Below are 26,016 nucleotides of genomic sequence, written 5' to 3'. Positions count from 1 at the left end.
GTTTTGCAGATATAGCATCAGACGCTGCCTTCAGTCTCGATCACCAATATCCTCGCCACGCCCTGCGGATGAGCCACATGTTCGGTGCCCACCGAGGCATAGAAAATATCGCCGACCTCCAGCAGGGTTTCCTTTTCGAGGCCTGCTTCGCGATAACGCATCTGCACCTGACCGTCGAGCACCACGAACACTTCCTGGCCATCGTTGACGTGCCATTTATACGGCTGATCGGTCCAGTGCAAACGGGTGGTGATACCGTTCATGCTGGCGATGTCCAGCGCCGCCCAGGCGCGGTCACCGGTGAAGGATTTGCTGCGGATGATCTTCATGGGTCGGTCCGTCGAAATGAATGGCGGTGCCAAGGCTAACGGTCATCTGACATCGACGCCACAGACTTTGACAGACCGCTCACGAAGCAACCCGATCAGCGCACCGAGCGACAGGATGATCAGTACCGCGCCGTAACCGTCGGTGGTCGCCACCAGCCCAAAGCTGCGGGTCAGATTACCGGCCAGCAACGACGGCAAGCAGAACGCCAGATAACTGAGCACATAAAACGCCGACATCAACCCGGCCCGCTCATGAGGCAAGGCCAGCGGCACGATGCTGCGCAAGGCGCCAAGGAAACCCGTACCGAATCCGCTGCCCGCCACCAGCGTGCCGAAGAAAAACAATGGCAGGCTGGCGCTGTGGACCGCCAGCAGAATCAGCGCAACGCCTGCGGGCAGCAAGCTCGCGCCCAGCAGCAAGACCTTGTCGGCCGGCCGATTGCGCAAGGCGTAGATCATCGAGGCACCGGTCACCGTCAACACGGCCACCGTCGCACCGCCAATCAGGTTCGACGTGGACCCGGTGGCTGTCCGCACCAGGGACGGCGCCAGGGAGGCGAAAAAGCCGCCGAGCGCCCACACCGCGAGGTCTATCGGCAGCACCCGCCACAACATTCGCCGCGCCTGAATCGGCACATGCAGGGTCGGGCGGAGCGAGGCCCAGGCACCCGGTTGTCGACTGACGCTTTCCGGCAGGCGCCAGACGTACAGCGCTTGCATCAAAAACAGCGCGAACAACACCCAATAGGTCAATTGCAGCGGCAGGGGCGCAAACTCGGCCAATAATCCGCAACCCATGGCCCCCAGCGCCATGCCCAGCAACGGCGCGACACTGTTGACCATCGGCCCTTGCTGGCGATCGGTGTCCAGCAACGCCGCACTCAAGACGGCGGTGGCCATTCCCGTCGCAAAACCCTGAAGTACTCGCGCACCGATCAACCAGGCGACGCTGTCGGCGTTGATGAACAGCAACATCGCCAGCATATTCAGCAACACGGCGGTAAAAATCACCGGTTTGCGCCCCAGATAATCCGACAGCGAACCGACCGTGAGCAGCGCCGCCAGCAAGCTGAGGGCGTAGACACCGAAAATAAGGGTCAGGGTCGCGGCCGAGAACTGCAGGTGCTCCTGATAGAGGTGATACAACGGGGTCGGCGCGGTGGAAGCGGCGAGAAAACTGAGTAAGGTGATCGCCAGAAACCACAGGCTGGAACGATTTGTCGCTGGAAGAGACATGAGCACACTCCGCAAAAGCTAATTTTTTGCTTTTGCGGAGTCTGCTACTGGTCAGCGCTTAAAGCAAATTCTTTGTGTTAAGGTCCGCCGCATGGCTATTAAAGAAGGTTTACGCCCTGGTGGCAGAAGTGCCAGGGTTCAAGAGTCGATTCATTCGGCTGTCCGCGCGCTCCTTGAAGAGCAGGATCGGGCGACCCTGACCGTGCCGCAAATCGCTGCCCGGGCCGGGGTGACGCCGTCGACCATTTATCGGCGCTGGGGTGATCTGTCTGCACTGCTGGCCGATGTCGCCCTCGCCCGCATGCGCCCCGACAGTGAGCCGGCCAATACCGGCAGCCTGCGCGGGGACGTGCGGGCCTGGGCGGAGCAATATCTGGACGAAATGAGTTCCGAACCCGGGCGCAACATGATGCGCGACGTGCAATCCAGCGCCACGCCGGGCTATTGCGTGACGATCATTGGCGGGCAGTTGCAGACGATTCTGGATCGCTATCCCGATCAATCACGGCCAAGTGTCGACCGGTTGATCAATATGGTGGTGGCACCGACGGTGTTTCGCATCCTGTTTGCGGCGCAGGCGCTGGAGGTTGAAGAGTTGCATCGGCTGATCGATATTGCGTTGAGTCAGTAACGCCGCGAAGAGACCCGAAAAGACACCAAAGATCCAACTGACTCCCAACCTGCGACACCCCGCCACGCCACGACCTTGGTCGACACTGACTAACTCAGGCGGTCATGCGAGACTGTCTGGATCGGGCGCAGTCCCGGATGTCTTTTGTCTGGAGTTCCCATGTCGCTGTCCACCGGGCTGATCGCCATTGTCGCCCTGGCCTATATGGCCATCCTGTTCGCCATCGCCTTTTACGGCGACCGTCGCAGCACGCCGCTGCCGCCACGGGTGCGTGCCTGGGTGTACAGCCTGTCGCTGGCGGTTTATTGCACCAGCTGGACGTTCTTTGGCGCCGTGGGCCAGGCAGCCGAACAACTCTGGTCCTTCCTGCCGATCTACCTCGGGCCGATCCTGCTGCTGGTGTGCGCGCCGTGGGTCCTGCAAAAAATGGTGATGATCAGCAAGCAGGAGAACATCACCTCCATCGCCGACTTCATCGCCGCCCGTTACGGTAAATCCCAGTCCCTGGCGGTAGTCGTCGCGCTGATCTGCCTGGTCGGCGTGCTGCCCTACATTGCCTTGCAACTCAAGGGCATCGTGCTGGGTGTAAACCTGTTGATCGGCGCCGGCGCCGACGCCATGGGCACGCGCGCGCAGGACACGGCGCTGATCGTCTCCCTGGTACTGGCGCTGTTCACCATCGTTTTCGGTACCCGCAACCTCGACGCCACGGAACACCACCGCGGCATGGTGCTGGCGATTGCCTTTGAATCGCTGGTCAAGCTGTTCGCTTTTCTCGCGGTCGGCGCGTTCGTGACCTACGGCCTGTACGACGGTTTCGACGACCTGTTCGACCAGGCCATGCTCGCCCCGCGCCTGGAAGAGTACTGGAAGGAAACCATCAACTGGCCGTCCATGGTGGTGCAGACCGGTGTGGCGATGATGGCGATCATCTGCCTGCCCCGGCAGTTCCACGTGACCGTGGTGGAAAACATCGACCCCCAGGATTTACGCCTGGCCAAGTGGGTGTTCCCGACGTATCTGGCGCTGGCCGCGCTTTTTGTGGTGCCGATTGCACTGGCCGGTCAGATGTTGCTACCCAGTTCGGTGCTGCCGGACTCATTCGTTATCAGCCTGCCTCTGGCCCAATCTCACCCTGCCCTGGCAATGCTGGCGTTTATCGGCGGCGCTTCGGCGGCGACCAGCATGGTGATTGTCGCCAGCGTGGCGCTGTCGACCATGCTCTCCAACGACATGTTGCTGCCATGGTTGCTGCGGCGCAACAACGCCGAACGGCCATTCGAAGTGTTCCGCCAGTGGATGCTTTCGGTGCGCCGGGTGAGCATTGTGGTCATTCTGCTGCTGGCCTACGTCAGCTATCGCCTGCTGGGCTCGACCGCGAGCCTGGCGACCATCGGCCAGATTGCCTTCGCCGCCGTGACCCAACTGGCCCCGGCCATGCTCGGCGCGCTGTACTGGAAACAGGCTAACCGCCGTGGCGTGTTCGCCGGTCTGGCCACCGGGACATTCCTCTGGTTCTACACCCTGGTGTTGCCGGTTGCCGCCAACAGCCTCGGCTTGCCCTTGAGCAGTTTTCCGGGCCTGGCCTGGCTGCAAAGCAATCCGCTGAACCTGCCGATCACGCCGCTGACTCAGGGCGTGGTGTTGTCCCTGGCGGGTAACTTCACCTTGTTCGCCTGGGTCTCGGTGCTGTCACGCACACGGGTTTCGGAGCACTGGCAGGCCGGTCGTTTCATCGGCCAGGAAATCAGCCCCCGCCCCAGCGCCCGCTCGATGCTGGCGGTACAGATCGACGATTTGCTGCAACTGGCTGCCCGGTTTGTCGGCGAAGAACGGGCCCGTCAGAGCTTCATCCGTTTCGCCTACCGCCAGGGCAAAGGCTTCAACCCGAACCAGAACGCCGACGGCGAATGGATCGCCCATACCGAACGCTTGCTGGCCGGTGTACTCGGCGCCTCTTCGACTCGGGCGGTGGTAAAAGCCGCCATCGAAGGTCGGGAAATGCAACTRGAGGACGTCGTACGGATCGCCGACGAAACCTCGGAAGTGCTGCAATTCAACCGCGCCCTGCTGCAAGGCGCCATCGAGAACATCACCCAGGGCATCAGCGTGATCGACCAGTCGCTGAAACTGGTGGCCTGGAACCGGCGCTACCTGGAGCTGTTCAACTACCCCGACGGTTTGATCAGCGTCGGCCGACCGATTGCCGACATCATTCGCTACAACGCCGAACGCGGCCTGTGTGGCCCCGGCGAAGCGGAAGTGCATGTCGCCCGTCGCTTGCACTGGATGCGTCAGGGCCGCGCCCATACCTCCGAGCGACTGTTCCCCAACGGCCGAGTGATCGAACTGATCGGCAACCCGATGCCCGGCGGCGGTTTCGTCATGAGTTTCACCGACATTACCGCGTTCCGCGAAGCCGAGCAGGCGCTGACCGAAGCCAATGAAGGCCTTGAGCGGCGGGTCGCCGAACGGACCCACGAACTGTCGCAACTCAACCTTGCCCTGACCGAAGCCAAGGGCACCGCCGAATCGGCCAACCAGTCGAAAACGCGTTTCCTGGCCGCCGTCAGCCATGACTTGATGCAACCGCTGAACGCCGCGCGGCTGTTCTCCGCCGCCCTCTCCCATCAGGAAGAGGGTTTGTCCAGCGAAGCGCAGAAGCTGGTTCAACACCTGGACAGCTCACTGCGTTCGGCCGAAGACCTGATCAGTGATCTGCTGGATATTTCCCGTCTGGAAAGCGGCAAGATCAACCCTGATCGCAGGCCCTTCGTGCTCAATGAGTTGTTTGACACGCTGGGGGCCGAGTTCAAGGCACTTGCTCAGGAACAGGGGCTGAAATTCCGCGTCCGGGGCAGCACGCTACGGGTCGACAGCGACATCAAACTGCTGCGACGGATCTTGCAGAACTTCCTGACCAATGCCTTCCGCTACGCCAGAGGCCCCGTGTTGCTCGGCGTTCGGCGGCGCAACGGCGAGCTGTGCCTGGAGGTCTGGGACCGTGGACCGGGTATTCCGAAAGACAAACAACAGGTGATTTTCGAAGAGTTCAAACGCCTCGACAGCCACCAGACCCGGGCCGAGAAAGGCCTGGGCCTGGGACTGGCGATTGCCGATGGACTGTGCCGCGTGCTCGGTCACACTTTGCGCGTACGCTCCTGGCCGGGGCGCGGCAGTGTATTCAGTGTCAGCGTGCCGTTGGCTCGGGCACAAGCCGCGGTGCCGGCCAAGGTTGCCGAACTCAATGGCCATTTGCTCGGCGGCGCACAGGTGCTGTGCATCGATAACGAGGACAGCATCCTGATCGGCATGAACAGCCTGCTCACGCGCTGGGGTTGCCAGGTCTGGACCGCGCGCAACCGTGATGAATGCGCGACGCTGCTCAACGACGGGATGCGCCCGCAGTTGGCGCTGGTGGATTACCACCTGGACGATGGCGAGACCGGAACCGACTTGATGGCGTGGTTGCGCACGCAATTGGGCGAGCCGGTGCCGGGGGTGGTGATCAGCGCCGATGGACGGCCGGAGACCGTGGCCCAGGTGCATGCAGCGGGCCTGGATTACCTGGCCAAACCGGTGAAGCCGGCGGCGTTGCGGGCGTTGTTGAGCCGGCATTTACCGTTGTAGTACGGCAGGTTTGGTACACACCACCGTGGCGAGGGGGCTTGCCCCCGTTGGGCTGCCAGCAGCCCTGATTTGTGCAGCTTCGGTGTTTCAGGCATACCGCTCTGCCTGCTTTGCGACTGCTTCGCAGCCGAACGGGGGCAAGCCCCCCCTCGCCACAGATGCCATCGAAAAAGATGGCTTATTCGGGCAACTCGGCCAAGCCATCGACATCCGTCATGGCCCGCTCCAGCAGGTCCGCCGGCAAGCTCTTGCTGGCCCGCGCGCCAAGCAATTTGAGCTGTTCGCTGCGACTGACCAGGTTGCCGCGGCCTTCTGTCAGCTTATTGCGGGCAGAGCTGTAGGCCTTGTCCAGCTGCTGCAAGCGATTGCCGACCTCATCCAGATCCTGAATGAACAACACGAACTTGTCGTACAGCCACCCGGCGCGCTCGGCGATTTCCCGAGCGTTCTGGCTCTGGCGTTCCTGCTTCCACAGACTGTCGATGACCCGCAAAGTGGCCAGCAACGTGGTCGGGCTGACGATCACGATGTTGCGGTCGAAGGCCTCCTGAAACAACGTCGGCTCAGCCTGTAACGCCGCGGAAAACGCCGCTTCGATCGGGACGAAAAGCAGGACGAAATCCAGGCTGTGCAGCCCGTCGAGCCGCTTGTAGTCCTTGCCGGCCAGGCCTTTGACATGATTGCGCAGGGACAGCACGTGCTGCTTGATGGCGATCTGGCCGATGCCGTCGTCTTCGGCGGCCACATATTGCTGATAAGCCGTGAGGCTGACCTTGGAATCGACCACGACCTGCTTGTCGCCAGGCAGGTAAATAATCACATCCGGCTGGAATCGCTCACCGTCCGGCCCCTTCAGATTGACCTGGGTCTGGTACTCGCGCCCCTTCTCCAGGCCCGCGTGTTCAAGCACCCGCTCAAGAATCAGTTCACCCCAATTGCCTTGGGTTTTCTGCCCTTTCAAGGCGCGGGTGAGGTTGGTGGCTTCGTCGCTCAGGCGCAGGTTCAGTTGTTGCAGACGCTCCAGTTCCTTGGCCAGGGAAAAGCGCTCGCGGGCTTCGGCCTGATAACTTTCCTCGACGCGCTTTTCGAACGACTGGATGCGCTCCTTCAACGGATCGAGCAATTGCCCCAGACGCTGCTGACTGGTTTCGGCAAAACGCTGTTCGCGCTCGTCGAAGATCTTGCCCGCCAGCTCGGCGAATTGCGCTCGCAGTTCGTCTCGCGAGCCTTGCAGGTCGTTGAGGCGCTGCTGATGGCTTTCCTGCTGCTCACGCAACTCGGCGTTGAGGGAGGCAGCCTGAGCGTCCAGGCGACGCAACTCAGCTTCTTTGCCGGCACGTTCGATGTTCCAGGCGTGGGCTGCGTCGCGGGCATCGTCGCGTTCGATCTGCAGCAATTCGACTTCACGGCGCAGGGCGGCCAGATCGGCTTGTTTGGCGGCGTTGGCCTGGCTCAGGTCAGCGACTTCATCACGGCAGGTGTCGAGCTGGGCGTTCAAGCCATCCTGCGTCAGCTGGGCCATGGCCAGGCGCTCTTCCAGCAATGCCAGTTCGGCCTGCCCCGTACTCGCCCGACGCTGAAGTTGCCAAGCCAGTATCAGCAATGGCAGTGCAGCGCCCGCCAGCCCCAGCAATGCGCTGGTCAAGTCCATCGCCATAGCCACTCCTGCCGATTAGATAAAGCGTGAAGGTTAACCAAGGCGTCAGGTCTTGGACAGCTCAGTCTTCGATCAGGCCGAGTTCCTGCTGGGCGCGTCGGTCCCCTGCGCGCGCAGCCTGGCGCAACAGGTCCTGGCCAATACGGCGATCCCGGGCATTCCCGCATTCGCGGCACATCAATTGGCCGAGGCGGCTTTGCGCGGCCACTACGCCTTCACGGGCAGGTTGCTTGAGTAAACGTCCGGCGAAGTGTTTGACGTTGGGGTTTTCGCCCAGGCGCGGGCTGTCCAGTAGCCACTCGGCCACACGCATCGAAAAGCGCTTGGGTGGGTTAATGCTGGAGGGTGCTGAGGCAGGAGAGACTGGTACTGAGCGAAACTTCATAAAGCACTGTGGGGCAGATCGGAAGGCGCGCCACTCTACTCTTTTTTTCGCACAGGTAAAGTCGAGAAAAGCCTGCACGCCCGTCCTAGAGCAAGCGCTCGGGACAATCCACAGAAGCTGTGGATAACTCAGTGGACAACCGCCCTTGAAGTCGCGCAAAGCCGTGTGGAATGGGGCTCGCAGTCAAACTGACGATTTTTTCACCAGTAAAAAAAAGCGATGTTTTTCATTGACTTAAATTTTCGTTACAGGCACCCACCCTCGGTGAAGCGAGGATGACAGTGGGATGACAGTCCGCGCAACTAATGTGCACAAGTACCTGCGAGGCGGTTATATCAGTGCGCTTTTTCGGCGCGTTTTTACGGTGACGCCTGGGGATAAACCCGGCAACCCGCGCCGCAGATTGATCCTGGCTCGATCGCCCTCTCGGATCAACGGCCGTTTTTTGGGCAATTGCGGGGCACGTGTCGGCCGATGACATTTTCCGACAGCACTTGCGGATGTGGTCGGCCGGCACTTCAGTGTTTTTTTGCGAGCAGGCTTCCCTTCGGCCATTCAATCCGTTAGTATCCGCGGCGTTAGTACCAAGCTGAAAGTCAATTCTGGTCGAACAAATCCCCCCGGTCAGCCTTCCCTGAGAGAAGCCTTCACCGACAAAGCGGGATCGACCACCTCGATGGTTTCCAGGTAAATCTTGCGTCAACACAGCCTTTGAATCGAAAGCAAAGGGTGTTGCGAAGTTCACTTACTCTGACCGAACCAGCCTGCAAATTGATCAGGATCTTCACCCCGGGCCCAGAACCTTTGCCCCTGATGTGTTGCCTGCCCTCCTAAGTACCTACCTGCCAGCCCAAGCGCGCCAACTTATCAGCGCTTCAAACTGGCTGCTTTGTTCCAGTCGGGTTCTTCGTTCGACCAATGGTGGTCGTCGTCACTGGAACGTTTTAATTTTGCACGGTTCTTATCCGTGTCGCYTGTAGGAACACCCGATTATGTCTACTCAAATCCACACTCAGGATGCCATTCGCACCCTAACCAACGCTTTTGCTCCAATGAACTGCCTGATCATGGCCGCTCGCAAAGGCTGCTTCAGCTTCACTCTGGTCAACGAACACGGCATCGCTCGTCACAGCGAACGCCTGTACCCCGATCAATACTCCAGCGCCGAGCCGCTGCAGGCTGTGATCGAGCGTACTCGCCAGGCACTGGTTGCCTGAGACGCCAGAAAGGCTGAAAACCTCAAAAGCCCTGCTGAAAAGCGTAATGCCGCTCACTTAAGCGGAGCAGCCTTACGGTCCACTGGAAACCGGGGCTTTGATATTTTCACCGTCCCTGGCCTTGAAGGCCTTGGACGGTGATTCAGCCCCCCCTCCGATACCGGTTCTTAACCCTGCCAATCATCCGCCTGTACCTGAAATCGGGTTGTCCGCGGCCATCACGATCAGTTGCACGGCAATGTCCCCGCACAACCGCCGGATCTACGCACAAGATTACGCCCATGCTGGGCGCACCATAAAAATCCGATGCCAGAGGTCTGGCATCGGATTTTCGAGGAAGTCCGGCTGAGGCTCAAATACTCAAGTGAACAGCATTACGGTCAGGCGAAACACTCGCTCCCTATCAGGTGAGCGGTTTGCGCAGCAGGATATCGACCGCGAAGACGCCCAGGACAGTCCCGGACACCCAGCGTTGGGTGCGCATGGCAGAAGGTCGCTTGGCCAGGAATCCACTGACCCGGGAGGCGGCGAGAACGATCATGCCGTTCACGGTGACGGCAATGGTGATCTGTACCAGCCCCATCTGGATGAATTGCTGGAAGGTAGATCCTGCGGAAGGGTCGATGAACTGCGGGATCAGCGCGGAATACATCAGCGCAATCTTCGGATTCAGCAGGTTCGTCACAAGCCCCATGGTGAACAGCCGTCTCCGCGAGTGAGGTGGCAGCTCCCGCGCCTCGAAGGGGGAACTCCCCCTGGGCTTCAGCATGTTCCAGGCCAGATAGCCCAGATAAAATGCGCCTGCGATCCTGACGACATCGTAGGCGACTGGCACTGCCTTGAACAAAGCGGCCAGTCCCAGTCCCGCCGCCAACAAGTAGCACACGAAGCCTAGCGCCACACCCGCCAGCGAAATCATCCCGGCCAGCCGCCCCTGGGAAATCGCCCGCGAGGTCAGGTAGACCATGTTGGGACCCGGTGTCAGCACCATGCCCAAGGAGATGATGGCCACACCGGCCAGGCTTTCCAGCGCCATCATTGGCGTGCTCCATCGTTCAAAGGGGATGTTTCGGCCCGCTGCGGCTCGAACCAGCCGAGGCTGCCGCGGAACAGCGCATGCTGAGCACGCTGTGCCACTGGCCGAACCACGATTTCATCGACATTAACATGTGCAGGCTGATCGGCAACCCAAGCCACAACCTGGGCGACATCGTCCGCGCTCAAAGGCCGGTCGACATCCTTGTAGAGGGCACTGACCCGTTCGGCGTCGCCGCGAAAACGATTCAAGGAAAACTCTGGCGTATGCACCATGCCGGGGAGCACTTCGGTGATGCGCACCGGTATACCCTTCATCTCCAGTCGCAAGGAATGGGTCAGTGCGCGCTGGGCACTCTTGGCCGCGCAATAGCCGCCTCCCCCCTCATATCCGGCTAGCGCAGCCGTTGAGGTGATATTGATGATGCACCCTTGGGACGCGATGAGCCGAGGCAATAGCAGTTGGGTCATCCGCAAAGTCCCAAGGACGTTACTGTTGAACATGTTCGTCCAGTCCTCGGCACTGGCCGCGTCTACCCCATCCAGGCCAATCGCCCCGCCCGCACAGTTCACCAGAAGATCGCACTCGAAAACCTGCACCAAGTCCTCCTCTCGCGCCTGTGTCACATCCAGCACAATGGCGCGTCCGCCGGTTTCGCCGGCAATCTGCTCGAGCCGATCCCCCCTGCGCGCCACAAGGAATACCCGCCAACCACGACTGGCCAAGGTACGAGCGCATGCCTCGCCAATGCCACTGCTTGCACCGGTAACAACTGCTGTTTTCAAGATTGAGCTCCCCATGCTTCGGATAACTGTTCGAAGATCTTCCCCACGTCACGTACCAGCGCGGGACGATCGAAGCTGCGCAGCCGAAGGCGCGTGCCAGCGCCCTCATAAACACCGCTGGCGAAGCGATCCAGGTTCTGCGGTTGAGCCCAGTACAGGGTACCCAAGCCTTCACGCGGCGAGCTGTTGCGGCGGGCGATCACCCATGCCCCCCGCTCGCGGTGCAATGGCCTGCCCTCCTTGCTAAGGCTGCGCGCAAGGTCCCGGTAGCGGGTAGACGCCCCGGTCTGGATTTCCCAAGCGATCCCCAGCAGGTCGATATCCCTCACCTCTCGCCAGAGGAACGGGATTTCGGCGCCACCGACCCGGGCACCGATTTCCAGGAACAGCAATCTGTCATCCAGGTCGAACAGTTCGAGGTGGAAGACGATTTCTCGCTCAGGCGCGAAGACCGCCAGCAGTTGTTCGACCCGCCCCGCAATCCGCCGTTCGTCGTCGCCCTCCTCGAGTTCGATACTGCCCAGCGGGCTATCCGGACCGAAATCGGCACAGCTGTTCACATAACGCGACGCCGTGACTACCACAATCCGTTGCCCATCCCACCAGCCGTCAACGTGCAGGATGGGGGCCGCGCAGCAAGCCTGGACCATCATCGGCTCCATGGCCTGCCCGATCTGATCAAGATCCCTTGGGCCGCGAAGAAACTTTACGCCGCGACTCGCCGTGCCGTAGCGCGGCTTGAGCACCAGCGGATAGCCGTGTTCAGCGGCCAGTCGCTCTACCGCTTCGCGGGAATCGGCAGGCGAAGCAGGCAACACGCCGATCGACGATTGCCGGCCTGCGACCTCCAGCATGGTGAGCTTGTCGCGGAACCGCTCGGTCCACGCGACAAGATCTCCCGGTACCTGCCATCGCTCACGGATAGAAGCCGCATTGAGCAGGTCGCCCTCATTGAGGGCAACCACCAGCGCTGGAACCCCATGTTGCTCGACCAGACGCTCGGCCTCAGCCATGACCGCCTCAGCATCGTCCAGTGAGACGAGCACCGAGCTTGACGCCAGGCGCTCGCTCGGCAGGGACGCGCAGGATTCGGGCGTACAGATCGCCCGAATCTGCATTCCTGTCGGCAGTTCGTATCGGTCGTATAGCGCTTGGCTACCGACCCAACGGTGCAAGCAGAGGACATATTTCATGCCGTGGGATCCACGATGAAGTTGACCRCCGCTACCAGTTCATCACCGATACGCACGGCATCCTCGCGCGAGGTGCCTGTTGCCAGGACATACCCTGAAACGCAGTCGGCAACGGTGTCGAGCGGTGGAATCGTATCGCCCTCATGCTTCTGGATGACTACGGCACGCTCGGCTGCGCCCAGTTCGAACAGGAACGGCAAGAACACCCGTGGAGTCTCGCCTGACTTGGTATGGCGCACATCGACGTCAGGCTTGAGATCGAGCTCGACCTTTCTGACCTTGCCAGGTGTCGGTACGAAGAACTGGATCGCGGCACCCGCTTTCGGCTCGGGCGACACTTGCGGCAGAGTGTCGATACCCAGCGGCACAGTCAGGAACATGCGGTTCAGGTCCAGGCCGAACGCACGCCGCACCAGTTCAGGGGCACCCGAGCCCGCCAGGCGAGCATGGGATTCGAGTACACGAGGCCCCTTGGGGGTCAGCACGAACTCACTATGGGAGGGCCCCTCTTCCAGTTCTACCGCGTCGAGCAGGCGGCAGGTCATTTCCTTCAGCTCGCTCAGCCATTTCCTGGCCTCGGTGCTCGGCGTGCTGACTTCCCACTCAACGTATTTGTCGTTCATGCGGTACTGGGAGTAACCAATGGGAAGGTGGCGCCCCTGGAACGAGAAGGAGTCGACGCTGACGACCGGCCCCTCCAGGTACTCCTCGATGATAATGTGCTTGACGTCGGCATCCTGAAGCGCCTGCCAGGCCTTGGAAGCAGAGGCTGCGTCATCGCAGGGATGGATATGCAGGCTGGCCACGCCTTCGGCGGGCTTGAGAACCGACTTGCCATGCTCTTTGACGAACGCGACGGCATCCTGCGCACTGGTGACATGGCGATAGGCAACCGGGCTCAGGTTGTGCTCGACCAGCAACTCGCGCATGGCCACTTTGTCCTTGAGCAGGCGCGCAGTCTTATAGGAAACCCCGGTGAGACCGAAGTGATCGACCACTTTGCCCGTTGACTCGCCTGCCACTTCGGTAGTGGTCATGATGCGATCGAACGGACGGTCGCGGTGCAGGGGCTCGAGGACCTTGATGATGGCCTCGGCGTCGTCAATCCTGGCATGCACCACCTGTTCGCAATGGGCGAGGATTTCCTGCTCGTAGTCACCCTCCTGATGCACCAGCACTACGTCGATGCCCAGCTCCTTGGCACCGTGAATGGGCGAGGGACGACCACCGACTACTGCGATACGCTTATTCATGCATGAACTCCCTGTCTACTGTGATGTTTGTTGTGTGATGGTTCTTGAAGCAAAGGCTCAACTGCCGTACACCCGGCGCAGCCAGCGCGCCTTGCCGTTGAGCAGAGGCTGGAACGCCTTGCGCCGGTGCAGCACGCGGGCATTTTTGAAAATGAAGAAGTCGCCTGGTTGCAACACCACCTCTATACCCTGGGCATCGCGCAGGCACTGGCGCAGGAGCCCAAGTGCCTTTTCGCTGTCCAGGTCGAGGGCGGCCACGATGCCATCGTCAAAGCGCAGGCGATAACCGCCCTCGTCGTGCTCCAGCACCGGCAGTACCCTCGGCTGGCCATCGAAGCCCTCGTTGGAGGCAGGGGCACCAAAGGTGTAGGCAGACTTCTGCAACTGGGCGATCGCCCAGCCGGGCAGCTTTGAAAGGACATGATCCACACAAACAATGTCGGTGGAGGCGCCTTCAAAGTTGCGCACGGCGGTAAAGGCCAAGAAGTTCGGCACGGCGGTCGCGACATTTCGGCTTTGATCGGCGAAGGGCCAGTTGGGATTGTCGGTGTGCCAGAAAAACTCCACATCCGCGCCCCAAGAGCTGGTGGTGCCCGCGGCCTCCGGGACCGGAACGACGTTTCTGACCAGCTTGCCGAAGTTCTCATACTCGACTGCATGCGGCCTGACACCCAGCAGCCGCAACATGCCAAAGTGCAGCAGATCGAAGTCAAGAACACACTCGGCGTTGGGCAGGAAACCATTGCGCGGCGTCGCGACGTCCGTAGAGAGCGAAATGCCTCTGATGAGCAGCGCTTTGTGCGGGCTGTCAGGAAATGCGCGAATTGCCTCGACGATATCCCGGCCCAACACTGTGCCGAGCCAGTCCCCGCCGACTGCTCCCACACTCTCAGCGCAGTGCGGCGTTTCGGCCAGCCTCACGCGACAGCCCTCCAGCCCGGTCAGGTCGGGATCATTGACGACCACCACCTGTACCAATGAAGCCTCCTGAACATCCATGGCCATGACGCTCATGATTTGCGGTTCAGGTATGAGGTGACCTTGGGGTCCGGCTGATGGGCGAACGCCTTGGTTCGTCGGATAAACATCCCCAACGGCAGGATCAGGTAGAGCAGAACATAATCCATAGTGCACCTTCCCTAGTGTATGAAAGAGTTAATCCAGCGGTACTGTCTCGCGCCAGTCGACCGCCTCCTCGAACTGAGGCTGCTCCGATTTATCGAGGTAGAAGTCGCCAATCGCCAGCACATCCATGTTGGTACGCATGAAGCAGCGATAGGCTTCGAACGGCGTGTTCACAATCGGCTCACCGCGCACGTTGAACGAGGTGTTGACCAATACAGGACACCCTGAACGCTGATAGAAGTGTTCAAGCAGCGCCCGGAACCGCGGGTTGCGCTCCCGGTCCACGGTCTGCACCCTTGCCGAGAAGTCCACGTGGGTGATTGCCGGCAGCTCGCTACGCACCAACTTGAGCAAGTCGATCCCGGTAAGCCGCGCACTCTCCTGTGGGATCGCCTTGCGAATGCCCGTTGCAATGGGCGAGACCACCAGCATGTAGGGGCTTTCCTCGACGATGTCGAAGTAGTCTGCCGCTTTTTCCTCAAGCACCACGGGAGCGAAGGGGCGGAAGGACTCGCGGAACTTGATGCGCAGGTTCATGTTTGACTGGGTGTCCGAGCGGCGCGGATCACCCAGGATCGAACGGCTGCCAAGCGATCGCGGACCGAACTCCATTCGCCCCTGGAACCAGCCGATGACCCCGCCGTCCTCGATGCTGGTGCTCACCCGCTGGTCGAGCTCTTCCGGCGAAAGCCTGTGAAAAACAGCGCCGCAGGCTTCCAGTTCGTCCCTGATCTGCTCTTCGCTGTACTCCGGCCCAAGCAATGCTCCGCTCATGCCATCACGCACGCCAGCAGGCAGTTCGCGGCTTGCTACGCCGCGATACTTGCGGTCAGTCAGCAGCGCGGCGCCCAGCGAGCCACCCGCATCGCCAGCCGCCGGTTGCACCCACAGACGGTCGAATATCCGCTCACGCGAGATCACGCCGTTGGCTACGCAGTTGAGGGCAACGCCCCCGGCCATGCACAGTGCGGTCTCGCCAGTGAGCTCACGGGCGGTCTTGGCCAGGCGCGAAACGACGATCTCCGTGACTTTCTGCACCGATGCGGCCAAATCGAACTCGCGACCGGTAAGGGGGGCCTCGGGCAAGCGCCGGGGGCCACCGAACAGCTGCTCAAAGGCATCGCCCGTCATGACCTGGCCTTTAATGAACTCAAACTTGGTCCAGTCGAGCCTGAAGCTGCCATCGGGCTTCACATCGATCAGATGCGAGAGGATCGTGTCGACGTAATGAGGCTTGCCATATGGCGCAAGTCCCATGAGTTTGTATTCGCCGGAGTCCACCTTGAAGCCGCAGAAATAGGTGAAGGCCGAATAAAGCAGGCCCAGCGAATGGGGAAAGGACAACTCGGCAACCAGCTTGATACCTTCTGGCCTGCCGTGCCAGATGGTGGTCGTCGCCCACTCGCCGACACTGTCGATACACAGGATCGCGGCGCTCTCGAAAGGACTGGGGAAAAATGCCGATGCGGCGTGGGACTCGTGGTGACCATGCACTTCGATTCGGCGACCGTCCCGGTCTCCCATCGCTCTGAGATGACGCACGACCTCACGGTCCATCCGGCGCTTGGTTGATAGCCATTCGCCAAGCACCGGTGCGTAGGTGCGCGCTGCCGAAAACCCGGCCACGGCGGCCGTCGAGAGTACCCGACGGAACTTCAGTGCCGGGTCTTCGTAATAGGCGACATGGTCGACATCGGCCAGGTTTATACCTGCGTTCCTCAGGACGTACTCGATGGCCTTGCGTGGAAAACCCGGGTCATGCCGTATCCGGCTGAAACGCTCTTCCTGGGCCGCGGCGACGATCTTGCCGTCCACTACCAGACTGGCCGCGCTGTCGTGATAAAAGGCAGAGATGCCAAGCGTAATCGTCATAGCAGCGACCTCACTTTTTCGCGAAACTTATCCAGCATTGTTTGCTCCCTGGGTGGATTGAGCGCGACGAATCCATTACGGACGCGCGCCCAGAGTTCATCACGGTCACTACGAGAAAAAGCACAAAGGTAGGTATCCAGACTCGCGGCAGCCCATGCCGTATGCCCGGTGGAGATGTTGTCGATGGAGTTGTGCAGATCGACGAACATCGTCGGATAGCCGTAGGCAACCAACGCCTTGTGGGTACGCCGATAACCGCCCCCTACTCCGGACAGCTCCATCGCCAGGTTCAGCCCGAGAATCTCCGGGCAGTAGGTTTGGGGATATCGCCCGATAGACAACCAGAACACGGGCAGCTCGAAGTTCTCGTCGTTGAAACAAGCGGCGTTGGCGTATCCAGGGTCGGCGGTGGCCGGCAACTCGCCATGTACTGCCTTGAGCAGATGGCGGTAGATGACGGGATGGTTCTGCGCCTCGATTCCGTTGCCCAACTCATCGAAAAGCGTTTCGAACAGTCTGCTGCCGTACGCCGTGGAGGCTACCGCCGGGTGGGCGAACCCGGCCAGCCAGGCCCCGTCGATCATTGTCAGCGGCGCCAGGGACAGGATATCGGCGACCACCTCATCGCGAGACGGCAGCTCTTCGTCCAGCTCCAGTGCCTGGTTGGAAGCTTCATGCTGGCCCTGCAACCACTGCTGCAGGACACCGGGAGCCCAACGCTCCGGCAACGAGCAATACCCCTTGGTGACGCCACGGGCGGCCCTGGCCAGCCAGCTCTTCACGTAGTGACCGGCATAGGATTCCTCTGACGGCGTGAGCTCCATTCGCAACAGGCGCGGGTAGGCCTGTCGCGGGCTGAATCTGGCGACCAACGCTTGGGTTTCAGCGACCTCGCGAAGAGCCCCGGCGAGTTTTCCGTCGTCTTTCCATACCTGGAAAGCCGGGGTCTGCCTGGGCGCATCGGAGTAAGGCAAGCCGCAGATCCAGCGGTGAAGAATGGCAATATCGTCGCGACTGAAGATTCGGAACATCTTGCCCCGCGGCGAAATCAGGCTGGTGAGCAGTGGACTCGATTCCGGCCTGCCCGCCCGCACGTAAGCGCTGGCGGCAAGATGGTCGAGAAACTTCAAGGAGTCGTCGACTGCGAGCAAGGGCTTCATCGGCACCTTATTCAACTGAGTCTTGTCGTGGTATTGACAAGCATCCAGCCGACGTCGGCTGATCAGGTGGCGCGCCGCCTCTCTCGGATCGAGCCAGCGCTCAAGCACATCGAGCAGCGCTTCGTTCATCTCCTCGGCCTGCCGGCGCGCCCACAGGTAGCCTTGGCGTACCCCATCGTTTCCGGCAGCGCCCATTTGCACGAGAAATTCCCGGACTGCCGTTTCGGCGAGCACGGCAAGATCGTCGGCACTACCAGCGGGGTCGCGACGCAGATCGAGAAACTGGCGGGCGGACGGCTCGTTATGGGCGATGAACTCAAACGAGGGCAACAGCCCGCAATGACGCAGGTAAAGGTTGATCCCCAGGATCTGGGCCGTCAGCGACTCCGGAAAATGCCCCAATACGAGCAGGGTCGAGGCAAAGTTGAAGGCTCCGTCCGAGATCCTTGGGTCGGCCACTGCTCGCAAGAGATCTTCGCCAGCATCTGCCAGCGCGTGCTGACGCAGCAATTCCAGGTAGCGCTGGATACGACTGGCCCCTGGCTGACCGGCCCCCACATCCGCCGCATGGATACTCAGCGCTGCCATGGCATGGCGCGCTTCATTATTCCAGCTGCCGCACACCCCATGAATCAGGTGCTGACTGCCGATCAGAAAGGGAGCCGACTCCAACGCCGCCTTGGCACGCAACGCCTGGGCATCCGCTTCGTTCCCCTCGATTGTCTGTGCCAACCTTCGGAATCCGTCGCGCAACGGCCCAAGCCGCTCGCATGCAACACTCGCCAGCCCCGCCAAAGCCGCCGGGCTGGTGAAGTCGACGTCTACCAAGTCCGTCCCATGCACCTCACCCAGGCAAGTGCGCAGGCTGACCGGCGTGAACATGCGCCTGGCCTCTCCCCCGGTCTCTGCCCCGAGGAAGCTGGAAAAGATTTGCCTATTAGTCTTCATCAGTGCATTGGATATATGGAGGAATTGTTTTTCTTCTTGGCTTTTTTCTTTTTCTTGAACAAAGAACCAAGTGCCTTGCGAATTCGCTTTAACATAGAGCCCCCTAAATTTTCATTGCAGGTATCGATGAATGGCGCGTGCTACGACATCACTGCCAAGGTCGGTAAAGTGCGCGCGATCAACGTATAACCATTCATCATCCGGACGCTCTCTAAAATCATCGATCAAACTGGCAAATCGAATACCCAAGTCATGACAACCGTTGGCCAGACTATCGGCGTAATATTCCGCGACCGTGGGGGCGGATATATCGCCATATAAATGCTGCCAGGTACCAAACCGGGAAATCTGATCAAGCTCATTAAACAGCTTCTGTTCTTCGGCACACGGCGTTCTTACCCAAGTCGCCAAGGGCTGGAGAACAAACGTAAGTTCTGCACCCAAAGAATCCGCGAGGCGTTTCCAGGTAGTCAGACAATTCATGGTGTCTTGCAGAGCGCGTACCAGAGTTTGCGAAACAGGCGGAACCTCAGTCGTTTCGGCCGGCCATTTTGGAAGTTTTCCAGGCGGCAGTTCTGCACCATTTTCCTCAGCAATTTCATCAAACTTTTCGTAATAGTCACCGCAGAAGTAGAACGGTGGCAGATCACCTCGAATGAACTCAGGAAGACGCGCCATGACCAGAGTATTGAAGCCGCCCATGATCACGATGCGTCGCACTTTGGGCAGTCGATGAGCATGCAGCACGAACAGCATCAATTCCTGGGTCGCATTAAAGGTATGCCCCGCGAAATTCAGCCATGGCGTAGCATCGGGATCATGCGTGGACAGGCGGCTCGCTACCGAGGCGGCATCACTGGAAGCCCCGTAACCCAAGGCTGACGAGGCCCCGACCAGTAAATTCACCTCTGATAGCGTGCTGGCCTCGAGGGTGCCGACACTGACCGGCCGACCTTGCGCATCATAGGCCAGGCGAAATCCGAGCCGATCGGTATTGATCGCTTCCGAACGGTAATCGGCGGCATTGAAACCCATCACATAAGGCAAGTACTGGGAACGACTGCGACTGGCGAATTGATCGTAGGTGAGCATCTGGGGTGTTAACTTCACACGTTCCAGACTGGGATCATCCAGCGCAATGCGCTTGCGTCTTTTAAACATGGCCAAGCCACTCCTTTAGCGAGAATCGGAATTCCATTTGATCAGCCAACTTTTTTTGGGACGAACGTCTATTTCGATTATTCAATATCGAAAGTGCGAACCTGCCAATAACGGCCCACAGCAAGCCAGGCACCATAAGTTTGGGATATCAACAATCCAAACTGTTAGATGCATGAAGGTCGAAATTAATTAAAACCGTGCGCGAGCAAAATAATTCACAGCACAATGCGACGAGGCGGGAAATTCAGTGATGATTTTTGCGAGGTGCAATTTGAAGGTATTGCAGACTGCAATACGCTGATACGGATAGCTTCCATGCATTGTATCTTCCTTCTTACTTTTATTCTTTTTTGGCCCATCCGAGGGGCTCATGCGATCGATTCTAGACATTGGATCCCAAATGTCAAATGAAGCACCTGCATTTTATCCAAGAAAAAAAATATTCATGAAAAGGCGCGTAAATCAACAAACCCTATGAATGCCCGGTCAAGTTGCCTGACGACACCCTGCTGCTGGCCGTGTCGCTGATTCTGGTGCCGTCGCTGTTTGCTTTGGCAATGTCAACATGAAGAGCAAGGACAACTCCTTCCAGGGCTTCGCCGCCACGTAGAACGTGGTTGCACTGTGCCTTTACATCATCGACCTGTCGCCGTCGCGTACGCCGGCTCCTGAGCACCTTCCTCCAAAACACCCCCATAGAGTGAGTCGCGTCTGCACCGTCCAAGGCCTTCCAGGCCAAGGACGGTAAGGCGGCTCCGCTTAGGTGAACAGCATCACCCTGAAAAGCGGGGTTTTTATCGCCCGATATTTCTCTTTTAGCCGCCATTGCCTAAGCACCAACCGATATAACGTTTATAACTCGAAGCCGGAAATATTTTAAAAACAGTCCTTTACAGCAAAATAATGACACTACACTTCAACTCAAGCGGCTTGATCCGCTTACGGCGAGCCTGATTCGATCCACAGCTGCCAAGGCCTCTTCAGGTATCGCCGACCACTTGATGTTTCGAGGGCTTTATGGGTATCGCTGCCAGCGAACTGTGCCGTTATGTGATCCGTCCGACATTGATCTACCTCGGGCGCCATAGCGCGACTGCCGAATCCCTGCTGCTGGGCATCGCCGCCAGTCAGTCAGCCCTTGGTTCAGCCCTGCATGACCGCCGTGGACACGGCTTGTACCGGATCGCCGAGCCCCGCCACCAGGCCCTCTGGGATCACTACCTGGCCCTGGACCCGGAGCGGGCGAGCCTGGTTCGCGGCCTGGCCAGCCAGCATGCTTTTCTCAGCGGGCCGCACCTGGAATTGACCGTCAACCTGCGTTACGCCACAGCCATCGCCTGGCTGCTGGTAGAAGAACAGAACACTCCCCTCCCCGCCTCCGATGACTTGCTGGGAATGGCCCGAATCTGGCGCCAGACCTTCCAGCCCCAAGGTCGTTTGCGAGACTTCACCTACGCCTGGCAAACCTGTGTTTCATCGTTGAATCAGGTCGCCTGCTGATTCACCCATTTCAGAAGATCGCCCAACAGGTCGCGATTTTGGTCGGATTGTCCTACAAAACCGCTCTAAATCAAGCAATACAGGCTATGGCGCCCGGACGAAAATGTTGGTAATTTTCGCTCCGGTGATCACCAGGAGTTCTAATAATGAAAAAAGTAATGCTCAAAACCACCCTTAGCCTCGCCGTTGCCTTGGCATCCACCCAGATCTTCGCCAGTGGCTTTGCCCTCAACGAACAAAGCATCAGCGGGATGGGGACAGGTTTTGCCGGGCGATCTTCTTCTGCCGACGACGCATCCACTGTTTTTGGTAACCCTGCCGGCATGTCTCGCCTCAAGCGCGAACAGGTGACCGGCGGTGTTGCATTTATCGACGCGCACGCTGACATCAGTGATGCCAGCTCCAGCCCGAATGGTGGTACCAACAAAGGTGACATGGTCCCTTTCATGGGCGTGCCCATGGGCTACTACGTAAAGCCACTCGATGACCAGTGGGCAGTCGGTTTCGGCGTCTATGCTCCATTCGGTCTGGTGACCGACTACGAGAACGGCTTCGCCGGCCGTTACTTCGGCAGTAAAAGCGAAGTCAAAATCGTGACTCTCCAGCCAACCATCAGCTATGCCTTCAACGACAAGGTGTCGATCGGTTTCGGTCCGACCATCAACCGCATTGACGGCACCCTGGAATCGAACCTGTCACTAAACCCGCGCGCAGCGGACGGTAACGTCAAGATCAAAGGTGACGACACCGCGCTGGGGTACAACATCGGCATCTTGGTACAAGCGACCGACAGCACTCGCGTTGGCCTGACCTACCACTCGAAAGTGAAGTACAAGCTCGAAGGTGACACCAAGGTCAACTACAGCCTCCTCGGGGCTCTGGGTCAGAACCCTAACCAGAAGTACGATGCATCCCTGGACATAACGACTCCTGAATCGGTTGATATCTCGCTCACTCATCAACTGGATGACAAGTGGACCCTCTACGCGGGCAGCACCTGGACTCGCTGGAGCCGCCTGAAAGAAATCAGCGTCGAAAACAGCGGCGTCCCTGCAGCCCTGAACAGCCGGTTTGGTACCATCACCGAAGAACAGAACTGGCATGACACCTGGGCTCACGCCATCGGTGCTTCGTACCAGTTGAACAAACAATGGGTTCTGCGTACCGGTCTGTCCGTCGACCAGGCACCAACCAACAACGAAAACCGCTCCCCGCGCATTCCGACTGGCGATCGCAAGATTTTCAGCCTGGGCGCAGGCTGGAGTCCGACCGACGACCTGACCATCGACGTAGCGTACTCGTACCTGCGCGAAGAGTCGGTCAAGGTCAACAACAGCAACGGCCGCCAGAGCTACAACGCCAAGTATGAAAACTGGGCAAACGGTTTCGGTGTAGGCGCGACCTACCGTTTCTGATCATTCACGGCGAACCTGAACCCCTCGCCGCCTGAATTGAAAAAGCCCCGCACTCTTGTACAGAGGCGGGGCTTTTTAGTGCGCGTCGATCAGGGCTTCGAGGCCAGGGCTTTCTCCACCGCCTCGATGAACTCGGGATTGTCGGGCTTGGTCAGGCTGGAGAAATTGGCGATCACGTTGCCTTGGCGATCGACCACGTATTTGTAGAAATTCCACTTCGGCGAACTGCTTTGCTCGGCAAGGACCTTGAACAAATGCGTGGCGTCATCGCCGCGGACTTTCTGCGGTTCGGTCATGGTGAAGGTCACGCCGTAATTCACGTAACAGACCTTGGCAGTCTCTGCACCATCCTTGGACTCTTGCCTGAAGTCATTGGATGGAACACCGACCACCTCAAGCCCTTGATCCTTGTAGCGCTGATACAGCGCCTCAAGACCTTTGAACTGCGGGGCGAAGCCACAGAAGCTTGCGGTATTGACCACCACCAACGGTTTGCCGGCGAAGCGCTGGCACAAATCGATGGATTCCTTGGCGCGCAGCTTCGGCAATGAGCCTTGCAACAGCTCCGGGCATTCTGCTGCCTGAGCCAGCCCGGAAAAAACCATCAGCAACGCAGGAACTGCAAGCCAGCGCATCGGCATGTCGGTGCATCCTTGAGCAATCGTCAGAACGCGAAACTACTCGCCTTCGCCGCTCGCTAGCAAGCAGCTCGCTAGCAAGCACCCATGCCCAGCTGCATCAATGCCAGCCCACCCTGATGCCAGCCCCACCAAACCAGGGCCAGCAGCAATACGCCGACGGCGATGGCTGCCATCCGCGGCCAAAGACTGTTCATGCGGCACTCACTTGGGTTTGCAGGCGCGCCACCGGCTGCTCGCGCACTGGCCAGTTCAGGGCCGCGGCCATCAGACTCAAGACAATCGCCACCTGCCAGATCAAGTCGTAGCTCCCGGTTCGGTCATACACCACCCCGCCCAACCAGCCGCCGAGGAACGAGCCCAGCTGGTGGAACAGGAAAACAATCCCGCCGAGCATGGACAGATTTCGGACACCAAACAAGGTTGCCACCGTGCCGTTGGTCAAGGGCACCGTCGACAGCCAGAGGAAACCCATGGCCATGCCGAACAAATAGGCCGTGACCTGAGTGACCGGTGCCCAGAGGAACAGTGCAATCACCACCGCCCGCAACAGATACAGAGCGGTGAGCAAGCGCGGTTTGGACATCCGTCCGCCGAGCCAGCCTGCGGTATAGGTACCGAAGATATTGAACAGCCCGATCAGCGCCAGCACCGTGGTGCCGACGGAGGCTGGCAGATGTTGATCCACCAGATACGCCGGCAAGTGCACACCGATGAACACCACTTGAAAACCGCAGACAAAAAAGCCGAACGCCAACAACCAGAACCCTGAATGGGAGCAGGCTTCGTGTAGCGCTTCAGAGAGGGTTTGCTCATGCCCGAGCACCGGCAACGGCTTGTCTTTAAGCATGCTCACCAGCGGCACGATCAGCGCCACCAGCAGGCCCAGCACCAGCAATGCCGCAGACCAGCCCAGCCAGCCGATCAGCCCCAGCGTGCCGGGCAACATGGCGAATTGACCGAAGGAACCGGCAGCACTGGCGATCCCCATGCCCATACTGCGTTTTTCCGGTGGTACGGCACGGCCGACCACGCCAAGGATCACCGAGAACGAGGTGCCGGACAGACCGATACCGATCAACAACCCGGCGCTCAAGGACAAGGTCACCGCCGAATCGGACAACCCCATGAACATCAGGCCCAGGGCGTACAGAACACCACCGATCAACACCACCTTTGCGGCGCCAAAGCGGTCGGCCAATGCGCCGGTGAATGGCTGCGCCAGGCCCCAGATCAGGTTCTGCAGGGCAATGGCGAAGGCAAACACTTCGCGACCCCAGCCGAATTCGGCACTCATCGGCGCCAGAAACAACCCGAAGCCGTGTCGCACCCCCAGGGACAACGCCAGAATCAGCGCACTGCCCAACAGCACCCAACCGCACGTACGCCACATCGATGTCATTGTTGTTCTCCGGTAGCGGGTATATACCCGCTTAAGATCGAAAAAACTGGCCTCAAGCCAGTTCGTCCAGCAGTTTCAGCAAGGTTTCACGCTTCTCGGCACCCAGACGGTCGATCAACCGCTGCTGCGCCGCTTCCCAGGCCGGCAAGGCCGCCGCCAGACGTTCGCGCCCTGTCTCGGTGAGCAGGACGATGCGATTGCGCATGTCTTCGCCCTCGACCAGCGTCACCAGACCTTCACCTTCCAGCACCCGTAGATTGCGCCCCAGGGTGCTGCGATCCAGGCCCATGGCCTCGGCCAGTGTCGAGATGCTCGGCTGATCCAGACGCTGCAGGTTGCACAGCAGAGAATACTGGGCAACGTTGATCCCGAAGCCGCCGAGCGCGCCGTCGTAATGCCTGCTGACGCCACGAGCGGCGCGACGCAGGTTAGTGCACAAACATTGAGAAGGAAGCATGGTGCGTGTATATACCCGCGGTTAAATGAAAGCAAATATTTCGACACATTTTACCTGTAACAGCTGGCGAAGCCTGCGTTCGGCTGCGCAGCAGTCGTAAAATCAGAACTTGCGGCGCATCAGGCAGACCGCCTCAGCCGAACTCGCGACCGCTTCGCAGCCGAACGCAGCCTCGCGAGCTCGGCAGCTGCTACCAAGAGTGTGCTGCACCTGAATCCGCTTAGCGGGCTGACAAGCCTCGCTTCTACGGGGATTCAGAGCAGCGCCAACCCCACCAGCACCGCTACTTCCAGCAACTCCAGCAACGCCCCGGCAGTGTCGCCGGTCGTCCCGCCCAATCGCCGCATCATGACTTGCCGCAACCAGACAAACACCACAGCTGCCAGCGCAAGCGCCCACACACCGCTGAGGCCCGCGATCAACACACAGGCCACCGCACTGATCACCAACACCTGTTTCCCGGCCAAACGCGGCAGATGATCGGCCAGCGCCTGCCCCAATCCACCGCGACGCACGTAAGGTGTGGTCAGGAATAATCCCAACAGCGCGCTGCGGGCAATCAGTGGAACGATGATCAGCACTACGCTGTGCTGCTGCTCGATCAACGCCAGCAACGCGGCGAACTTGAGCAGCAACACCAGCACCAGCGTTACCACCGCGATCGGCCCGCTACGCGGGTCTTTCATGATCGTGAGAGTGCGCTCACGGTCGCCATAACCACCGAGCCACGCATCGGCGCTATCGGCCAGGCCATCCAGGTGCAACGCGCCACTGAGCAACACCCACACAGTCAATAACAGTGCGGCATGAAGCAACAACGGCGCGCCCTGCAACAGCCCATTCAGCGCCCACAGAATGGCGCCGAACAGCACGCCGACCAGCGGATAAAACAGCAGCGACCGGCCCAACTCCTCGGGCGTCGGCATGCCCGGCAGGCGAATCGGCAGGCTGCTGAGAAATTGCAGGGCGATCCAGAACGGCAACAT

Annotated in this window: 22 protein-coding genes and 1 pseudogene; 6 read left to right on the top strand and 17 right to left on the bottom strand. The window is 59.7% G+C overall.

All coding sequences use genetic code 11. The features are described 5' to 3' along the window. Positions 1 to 17: 17 nt before the first annotated feature. A complete protein-coding gene (locus AC1DIS_RS09670) occupies positions 18 to 329 on the bottom strand; it encodes a cupin domain-containing protein (protein WP_477744275.1) in 312 nt (103 codons plus the stop codon). Between the two features lie 42 nt (positions 330 to 371). Beyond that, positions 372 to 1,565 (bottom strand): MFS transporter, encoded by a 1,194-nt coding sequence (locus AC1DIS_RS09665; protein WP_477744274.1) that lies wholly within the window; start codon positions 1,563 to 1,565, stop codon positions 372 to 374. Positions 1,566 to 1,656: 91 nt separating this feature from the next. Between AC1DIS_RS09665 and AC1DIS_RS09660 the strand changes: the two genes are divergently transcribed. Together AC1DIS_RS09660 and AC1DIS_RS09655 are read left to right on the top strand one after the other, a co-directional pair. Continuing rightward, the gene (locus AC1DIS_RS09660; protein ID WP_064619319.1) at positions 1,657 to 2,196 is read left to right on the top strand and encodes a TetR/AcrR family transcriptional regulator; all 540 of its coding nucleotides are present in this window, start codon (positions 1,657 to 1,659) and stop codon (positions 2,194 to 2,196) included. Between the two features lie 159 nt (positions 2,197 to 2,355). Further along, entirely contained in the window at positions 2,356 to 5,826 is a 3,471-nt protein-coding gene (locus tag AC1DIS_RS09655) for a hybrid sensor histidine kinase/response regulator (RefSeq protein ID WP_477744273.1), read from the top strand. 178 nt (positions 5,827 to 6,004) lie between these two features. On the opposite strand, the gene AC1DIS_RS09650 is transcribed toward AC1DIS_RS09655, so the two are convergent. Next, on the bottom strand, positions 6,005 to 7,369 hold the full coding sequence (locus AC1DIS_RS09650) for a DNA recombination protein RmuC (protein ID WP_169342498.1): 1,365 nt from the start codon (positions 7,367 to 7,369) through the stop codon (positions 6,005 to 6,007). Positions 7,370 to 7,544: 175 nt separating this feature from the next. Continuing rightward, positions 7,545 to 7,868 carry an SEL1-like repeat protein gene (locus tag AC1DIS_RS09645; RefSeq protein ID WP_082920890.1) on the bottom strand — a complete coding sequence of 108 codons (324 nt, stop codon included), beginning with the start codon at positions 7,866 to 7,868 and terminating at the stop codon, positions 7,545 to 7,547. A gap of 992 nt (positions 7,869 to 8,860) precedes the next feature. On the opposite strand from AC1DIS_RS09645, the gene AC1DIS_RS09640 reads away from it, so the two are divergent. Beyond that, the gene (locus AC1DIS_RS09640; protein WP_007898912.1) at positions 8,861 to 9,085 is read left to right on the top strand and encodes a hypothetical protein; all 225 of its coding nucleotides are present in this window, start codon (positions 8,861 to 8,863) and stop codon (positions 9,083 to 9,085) included. A gap of 403 nt (positions 9,086 to 9,488) precedes the next feature. Here AC1DIS_RS09640 and AC1DIS_RS09635 read toward each other — a convergent pair whose 3' ends face one another. The 8 genes from AC1DIS_RS09635 to AC1DIS_RS09600 all read right to left on the bottom strand — a co-directional run bounded on the left by AC1DIS_RS09635 (position 9,489) and on the right by AC1DIS_RS09600 (position 19,618). Then, positions 9,489 to 10,124, bottom strand: a complete 636-nt coding sequence (locus AC1DIS_RS09635) for a LysE family translocator (protein ID WP_018925150.1) — start codon at positions 10,122 to 10,124, stop codon at positions 9,489 to 9,491. Next, positions 10,121 to 10,906, bottom strand: coding sequence for an SDR family oxidoreductase (locus AC1DIS_RS09630; protein WP_477744272.1), 786 nt, complete (start codon positions 10,904 to 10,906; stop codon positions 10,121 to 10,123). Before AC1DIS_RS09630 ends, AC1DIS_RS09635 begins: the two co-directional genes overlap by 4 nt. Beyond that, positions 10,903 to 12,099, bottom strand: coding sequence for an ATP-grasp domain-containing protein (locus AC1DIS_RS09625; RefSeq protein WP_477744271.1), 1,197 nt, complete (start codon positions 12,097 to 12,099; stop codon positions 10,903 to 10,905). The genes AC1DIS_RS09630 and AC1DIS_RS09625 overlap by 4 nt, the downstream gene beginning before the upstream one ends. Further along, positions 12,096 to 13,352: an ATP-grasp domain-containing protein gene (locus tag AC1DIS_RS09620; RefSeq protein WP_477780847.1), complete on the bottom strand. Its 1,257-nt coding sequence runs from the start codon at positions 13,350 to 13,352 to the stop codon at positions 12,096 to 12,098. Before AC1DIS_RS09620 ends, AC1DIS_RS09625 begins: the two co-directional genes overlap by 4 nt. Before the next feature lie 57 nt (positions 13,353 to 13,409). Then, positions 13,410 to 14,366 carry a TauD/TfdA family dioxygenase gene (locus AC1DIS_RS09615; protein ID WP_064619327.1) on the bottom strand — a complete coding sequence of 319 codons (957 nt, stop codon included), beginning with the start codon at positions 14,364 to 14,366 and terminating at the stop codon, positions 13,410 to 13,412. A gap of 141 nt (positions 14,367 to 14,507) precedes the next feature. Beyond that, positions 14,508 to 16,349, bottom strand: a complete 1,842-nt coding sequence (locus AC1DIS_RS09610) for a carbamoyltransferase family protein (RefSeq protein WP_477744270.1) — start codon at positions 16,347 to 16,349, stop codon at positions 14,508 to 14,510. After that, positions 16,346 to 18,391, bottom strand: a complete 2,046-nt coding sequence (locus tag AC1DIS_RS09605) for an iron-containing redox enzyme family protein (protein ID WP_477745553.1) — start codon at positions 18,389 to 18,391, stop codon at positions 16,346 to 16,348. The genes AC1DIS_RS09610 and AC1DIS_RS09605 overlap by 4 nt, the downstream gene beginning before the upstream one ends. 177 nt (positions 18,392 to 18,568) lie before the next feature. Then, a complete protein-coding gene (locus AC1DIS_RS09600; protein ID WP_477744268.1) occupies positions 18,569 to 19,618 on the bottom strand; it encodes a hypothetical protein in 1,050 nt (349 codons plus the stop codon). A 485-nt stretch (positions 19,619 to 20,103) separates the two neighbouring features. Between AC1DIS_RS09600 and AC1DIS_RS09595 the strand changes: the two are divergent. The 3 genes and pseudogenes from AC1DIS_RS09595 to AC1DIS_RS09585 form a co-directional block, all read left to right on the top strand. Then, positions 20,104 to 20,225, top strand: a pseudogene (locus AC1DIS_RS09595) (phosphatidylcholine/phosphatidylserine synthase); the annotation flags it as partial. 410 nt (positions 20,226 to 20,635) lie between these two features. Continuing rightward, positions 20,636 to 21,118, top strand: a complete 483-nt coding sequence (locus AC1DIS_RS09590; RefSeq protein ID WP_007936111.1) for a hypothetical protein — start codon at positions 20,636 to 20,638, stop codon at positions 21,116 to 21,118. A 146-nt stretch (positions 21,119 to 21,264) separates the two neighbouring features. After that, on the top strand, positions 21,265 to 22,533 hold the full coding sequence (locus AC1DIS_RS09585) for an OmpP1/FadL family transporter (RefSeq protein ID WP_064619339.1): 1,269 nt from the start codon (positions 21,265 to 21,267) through the stop codon (positions 22,531 to 22,533). An 89-nt stretch (positions 22,534 to 22,622) separates the two neighbouring features. Here the strand turns inward: AC1DIS_RS09585 and AC1DIS_RS09580 are convergent, their stop codons facing one another. The 5 genes from AC1DIS_RS09580 to AC1DIS_RS09560 form a co-directional block, all read right to left on the bottom strand. Continuing rightward, positions 22,623 to 23,174, bottom strand: coding sequence for a glutathione peroxidase (locus AC1DIS_RS09580; protein WP_305411662.1), 552 nt, complete (start codon positions 23,172 to 23,174; stop codon positions 22,623 to 22,625). A 71-nt stretch (positions 23,175 to 23,245) separates the two neighbouring features. Beyond that, positions 23,246 to 23,368, bottom strand: a complete 123-nt coding sequence (locus AC1DIS_RS09575) for a hypothetical protein (RefSeq protein WP_007936107.1) — start codon at positions 23,366 to 23,368, stop codon at positions 23,246 to 23,248. Further along, positions 23,365 to 24,573, bottom strand: a complete 1,209-nt coding sequence (locus AC1DIS_RS09570; RefSeq protein WP_477744267.1) for an MFS transporter — start codon at positions 24,571 to 24,573, stop codon at positions 23,365 to 23,367. The genes AC1DIS_RS09575 and AC1DIS_RS09570 overlap by 4 nt, the downstream gene beginning before the upstream one ends. Positions 24,574 to 24,625: 52 nt before the next feature. Then, positions 24,626 to 25,030, bottom strand: coding sequence for a MarR family winged helix-turn-helix transcriptional regulator (locus AC1DIS_RS09565; protein ID WP_477744266.1), 405 nt, complete (start codon positions 25,028 to 25,030; stop codon positions 24,626 to 24,628). Positions 25,031 to 25,284: 254 nt separating this feature from the next. Further along, the gene (locus AC1DIS_RS09560; protein WP_477744265.1) at positions 25,285 to 26,016 is read right to left on the bottom strand and encodes an adenosylcobinamide-GDP ribazoletransferase; all 732 of its coding nucleotides are present in this window, start codon (positions 26,014 to 26,016) and stop codon (positions 25,285 to 25,287) included.

The sequence above is a fragment of the Pseudomonas sp. 05N433 genome (assembly GCF_056396925.1).
The sequence above is the reverse complement of the archived record's forward strand: the minus strand, read 5'-3'. Positions and strand labels throughout refer to the sequence as shown.

Bases quoted from the DNA above. Each gene is read 5' to 3' on its own strand.
- AC1DIS_RS09600 (WP_477744268.1), bottom strand. From the start codon at position 19,618: ATGTTTAAAAGACGCAAGCGCATTGCGCTGGATGATCCCAGTCTGGAA.
- AC1DIS_RS09560 (WP_477744265.1), bottom strand. From the start codon at position 26,016: ATGTTGCCGTTCTGGATCGCCCTGCAATTTCTCAGCAGCCTGCCGATT.
- AC1DIS_RS09590 (WP_007936111.1), top strand. From the start codon at position 20,636: ATGGGTATCGCTGCCAGCGAACTGTGCCGTTATGTGATCCGTCCGACA.
- AC1DIS_RS09570 (WP_477744267.1), bottom strand. From the start codon at position 24,573: ATGACATCGATGTGGCGTACGTGCGGTTGGGTGCTGTTGGGCAGTGCG.
- AC1DIS_RS09565 (WP_477744266.1), bottom strand. From the start codon at position 25,030: ATGCTTCCTTCTCAATGTTTGTGCACTAACCTGCGTCGCGCCGCTCGT.
- AC1DIS_RS09645 (WP_082920890.1), bottom strand. From the start codon at position 7,868: ATGAAGTTTCGCTCAGTACCAGTCTCTCCTGCCTCAGCACCCTCCAGC.
- AC1DIS_RS09605 (WP_477745553.1), bottom strand. From the start codon at position 18,391: ATGTTCACGCCGGTCAGCCTGCGCACTTGCCTGGGTGAGGTGCATGGG.
- AC1DIS_RS09580 (WP_305411662.1), bottom strand. From the start codon at position 23,174: ATGCCGATGCGCTGGCTTGCAGTTCCTGCGTTGCTGATGGTTTTTTCC.
- AC1DIS_RS09640 (WP_007898912.1), top strand. From the start codon at position 8,861: ATGTCTACTCAAATCCACACTCAGGATGCCATTCGCACCCTAACCAAC.
- AC1DIS_RS09635 (WP_018925150.1), bottom strand. From the start codon at position 10,124: ATGATGGCGCTGGAAAGCCTGGCCGGTGTGGCCATCATCTCCTTGGGC.
- AC1DIS_RS09665 (WP_477744274.1), bottom strand. From the start codon at position 1,565: ATGTCTCTTCCAGCGACAAATCGTTCCAGCCTGTGGTTTCTGGCGATC.
- AC1DIS_RS09670 (WP_477744275.1), bottom strand. From the start codon at position 329: ATGAAGATCATCCGCAGCAAATCCTTCACCGGTGACCGCGCCTGGGCG.
- AC1DIS_RS09615 (WP_064619327.1), bottom strand. From the start codon at position 14,366: ATGAGCGTCATGGCCATGGATGTTCAGGAGGCTTCATTGGTACAGGTG.
- AC1DIS_RS09660 (WP_064619319.1), top strand. From the start codon at position 1,657: ATGGCTATTAAAGAAGGTTTACGCCCTGGTGGCAGAAGTGCCAGGGTT.
- AC1DIS_RS09585 (WP_064619339.1), top strand. From the start codon at position 21,265: ATGAAAAAAGTAATGCTCAAAACCACCCTTAGCCTCGCCGTTGCCTTG.
- AC1DIS_RS09610 (WP_477744270.1), bottom strand. From the start codon at position 16,349: ATGACGATTACGCTTGGCATCTCTGCCTTTTATCACGACAGCGCGGCC.
- AC1DIS_RS09625 (WP_477744271.1), bottom strand. From the start codon at position 12,099: ATGAAATATGTCCTCTGCTTGCACCGTTGGGTCGGTAGCCAAGCGCTA.
- AC1DIS_RS09575 (WP_007936107.1), bottom strand. From the start codon at position 23,368: ATGAACAGTCTTTGGCCGCGGATGGCAGCCATCGCCGTCGGCGTATTG.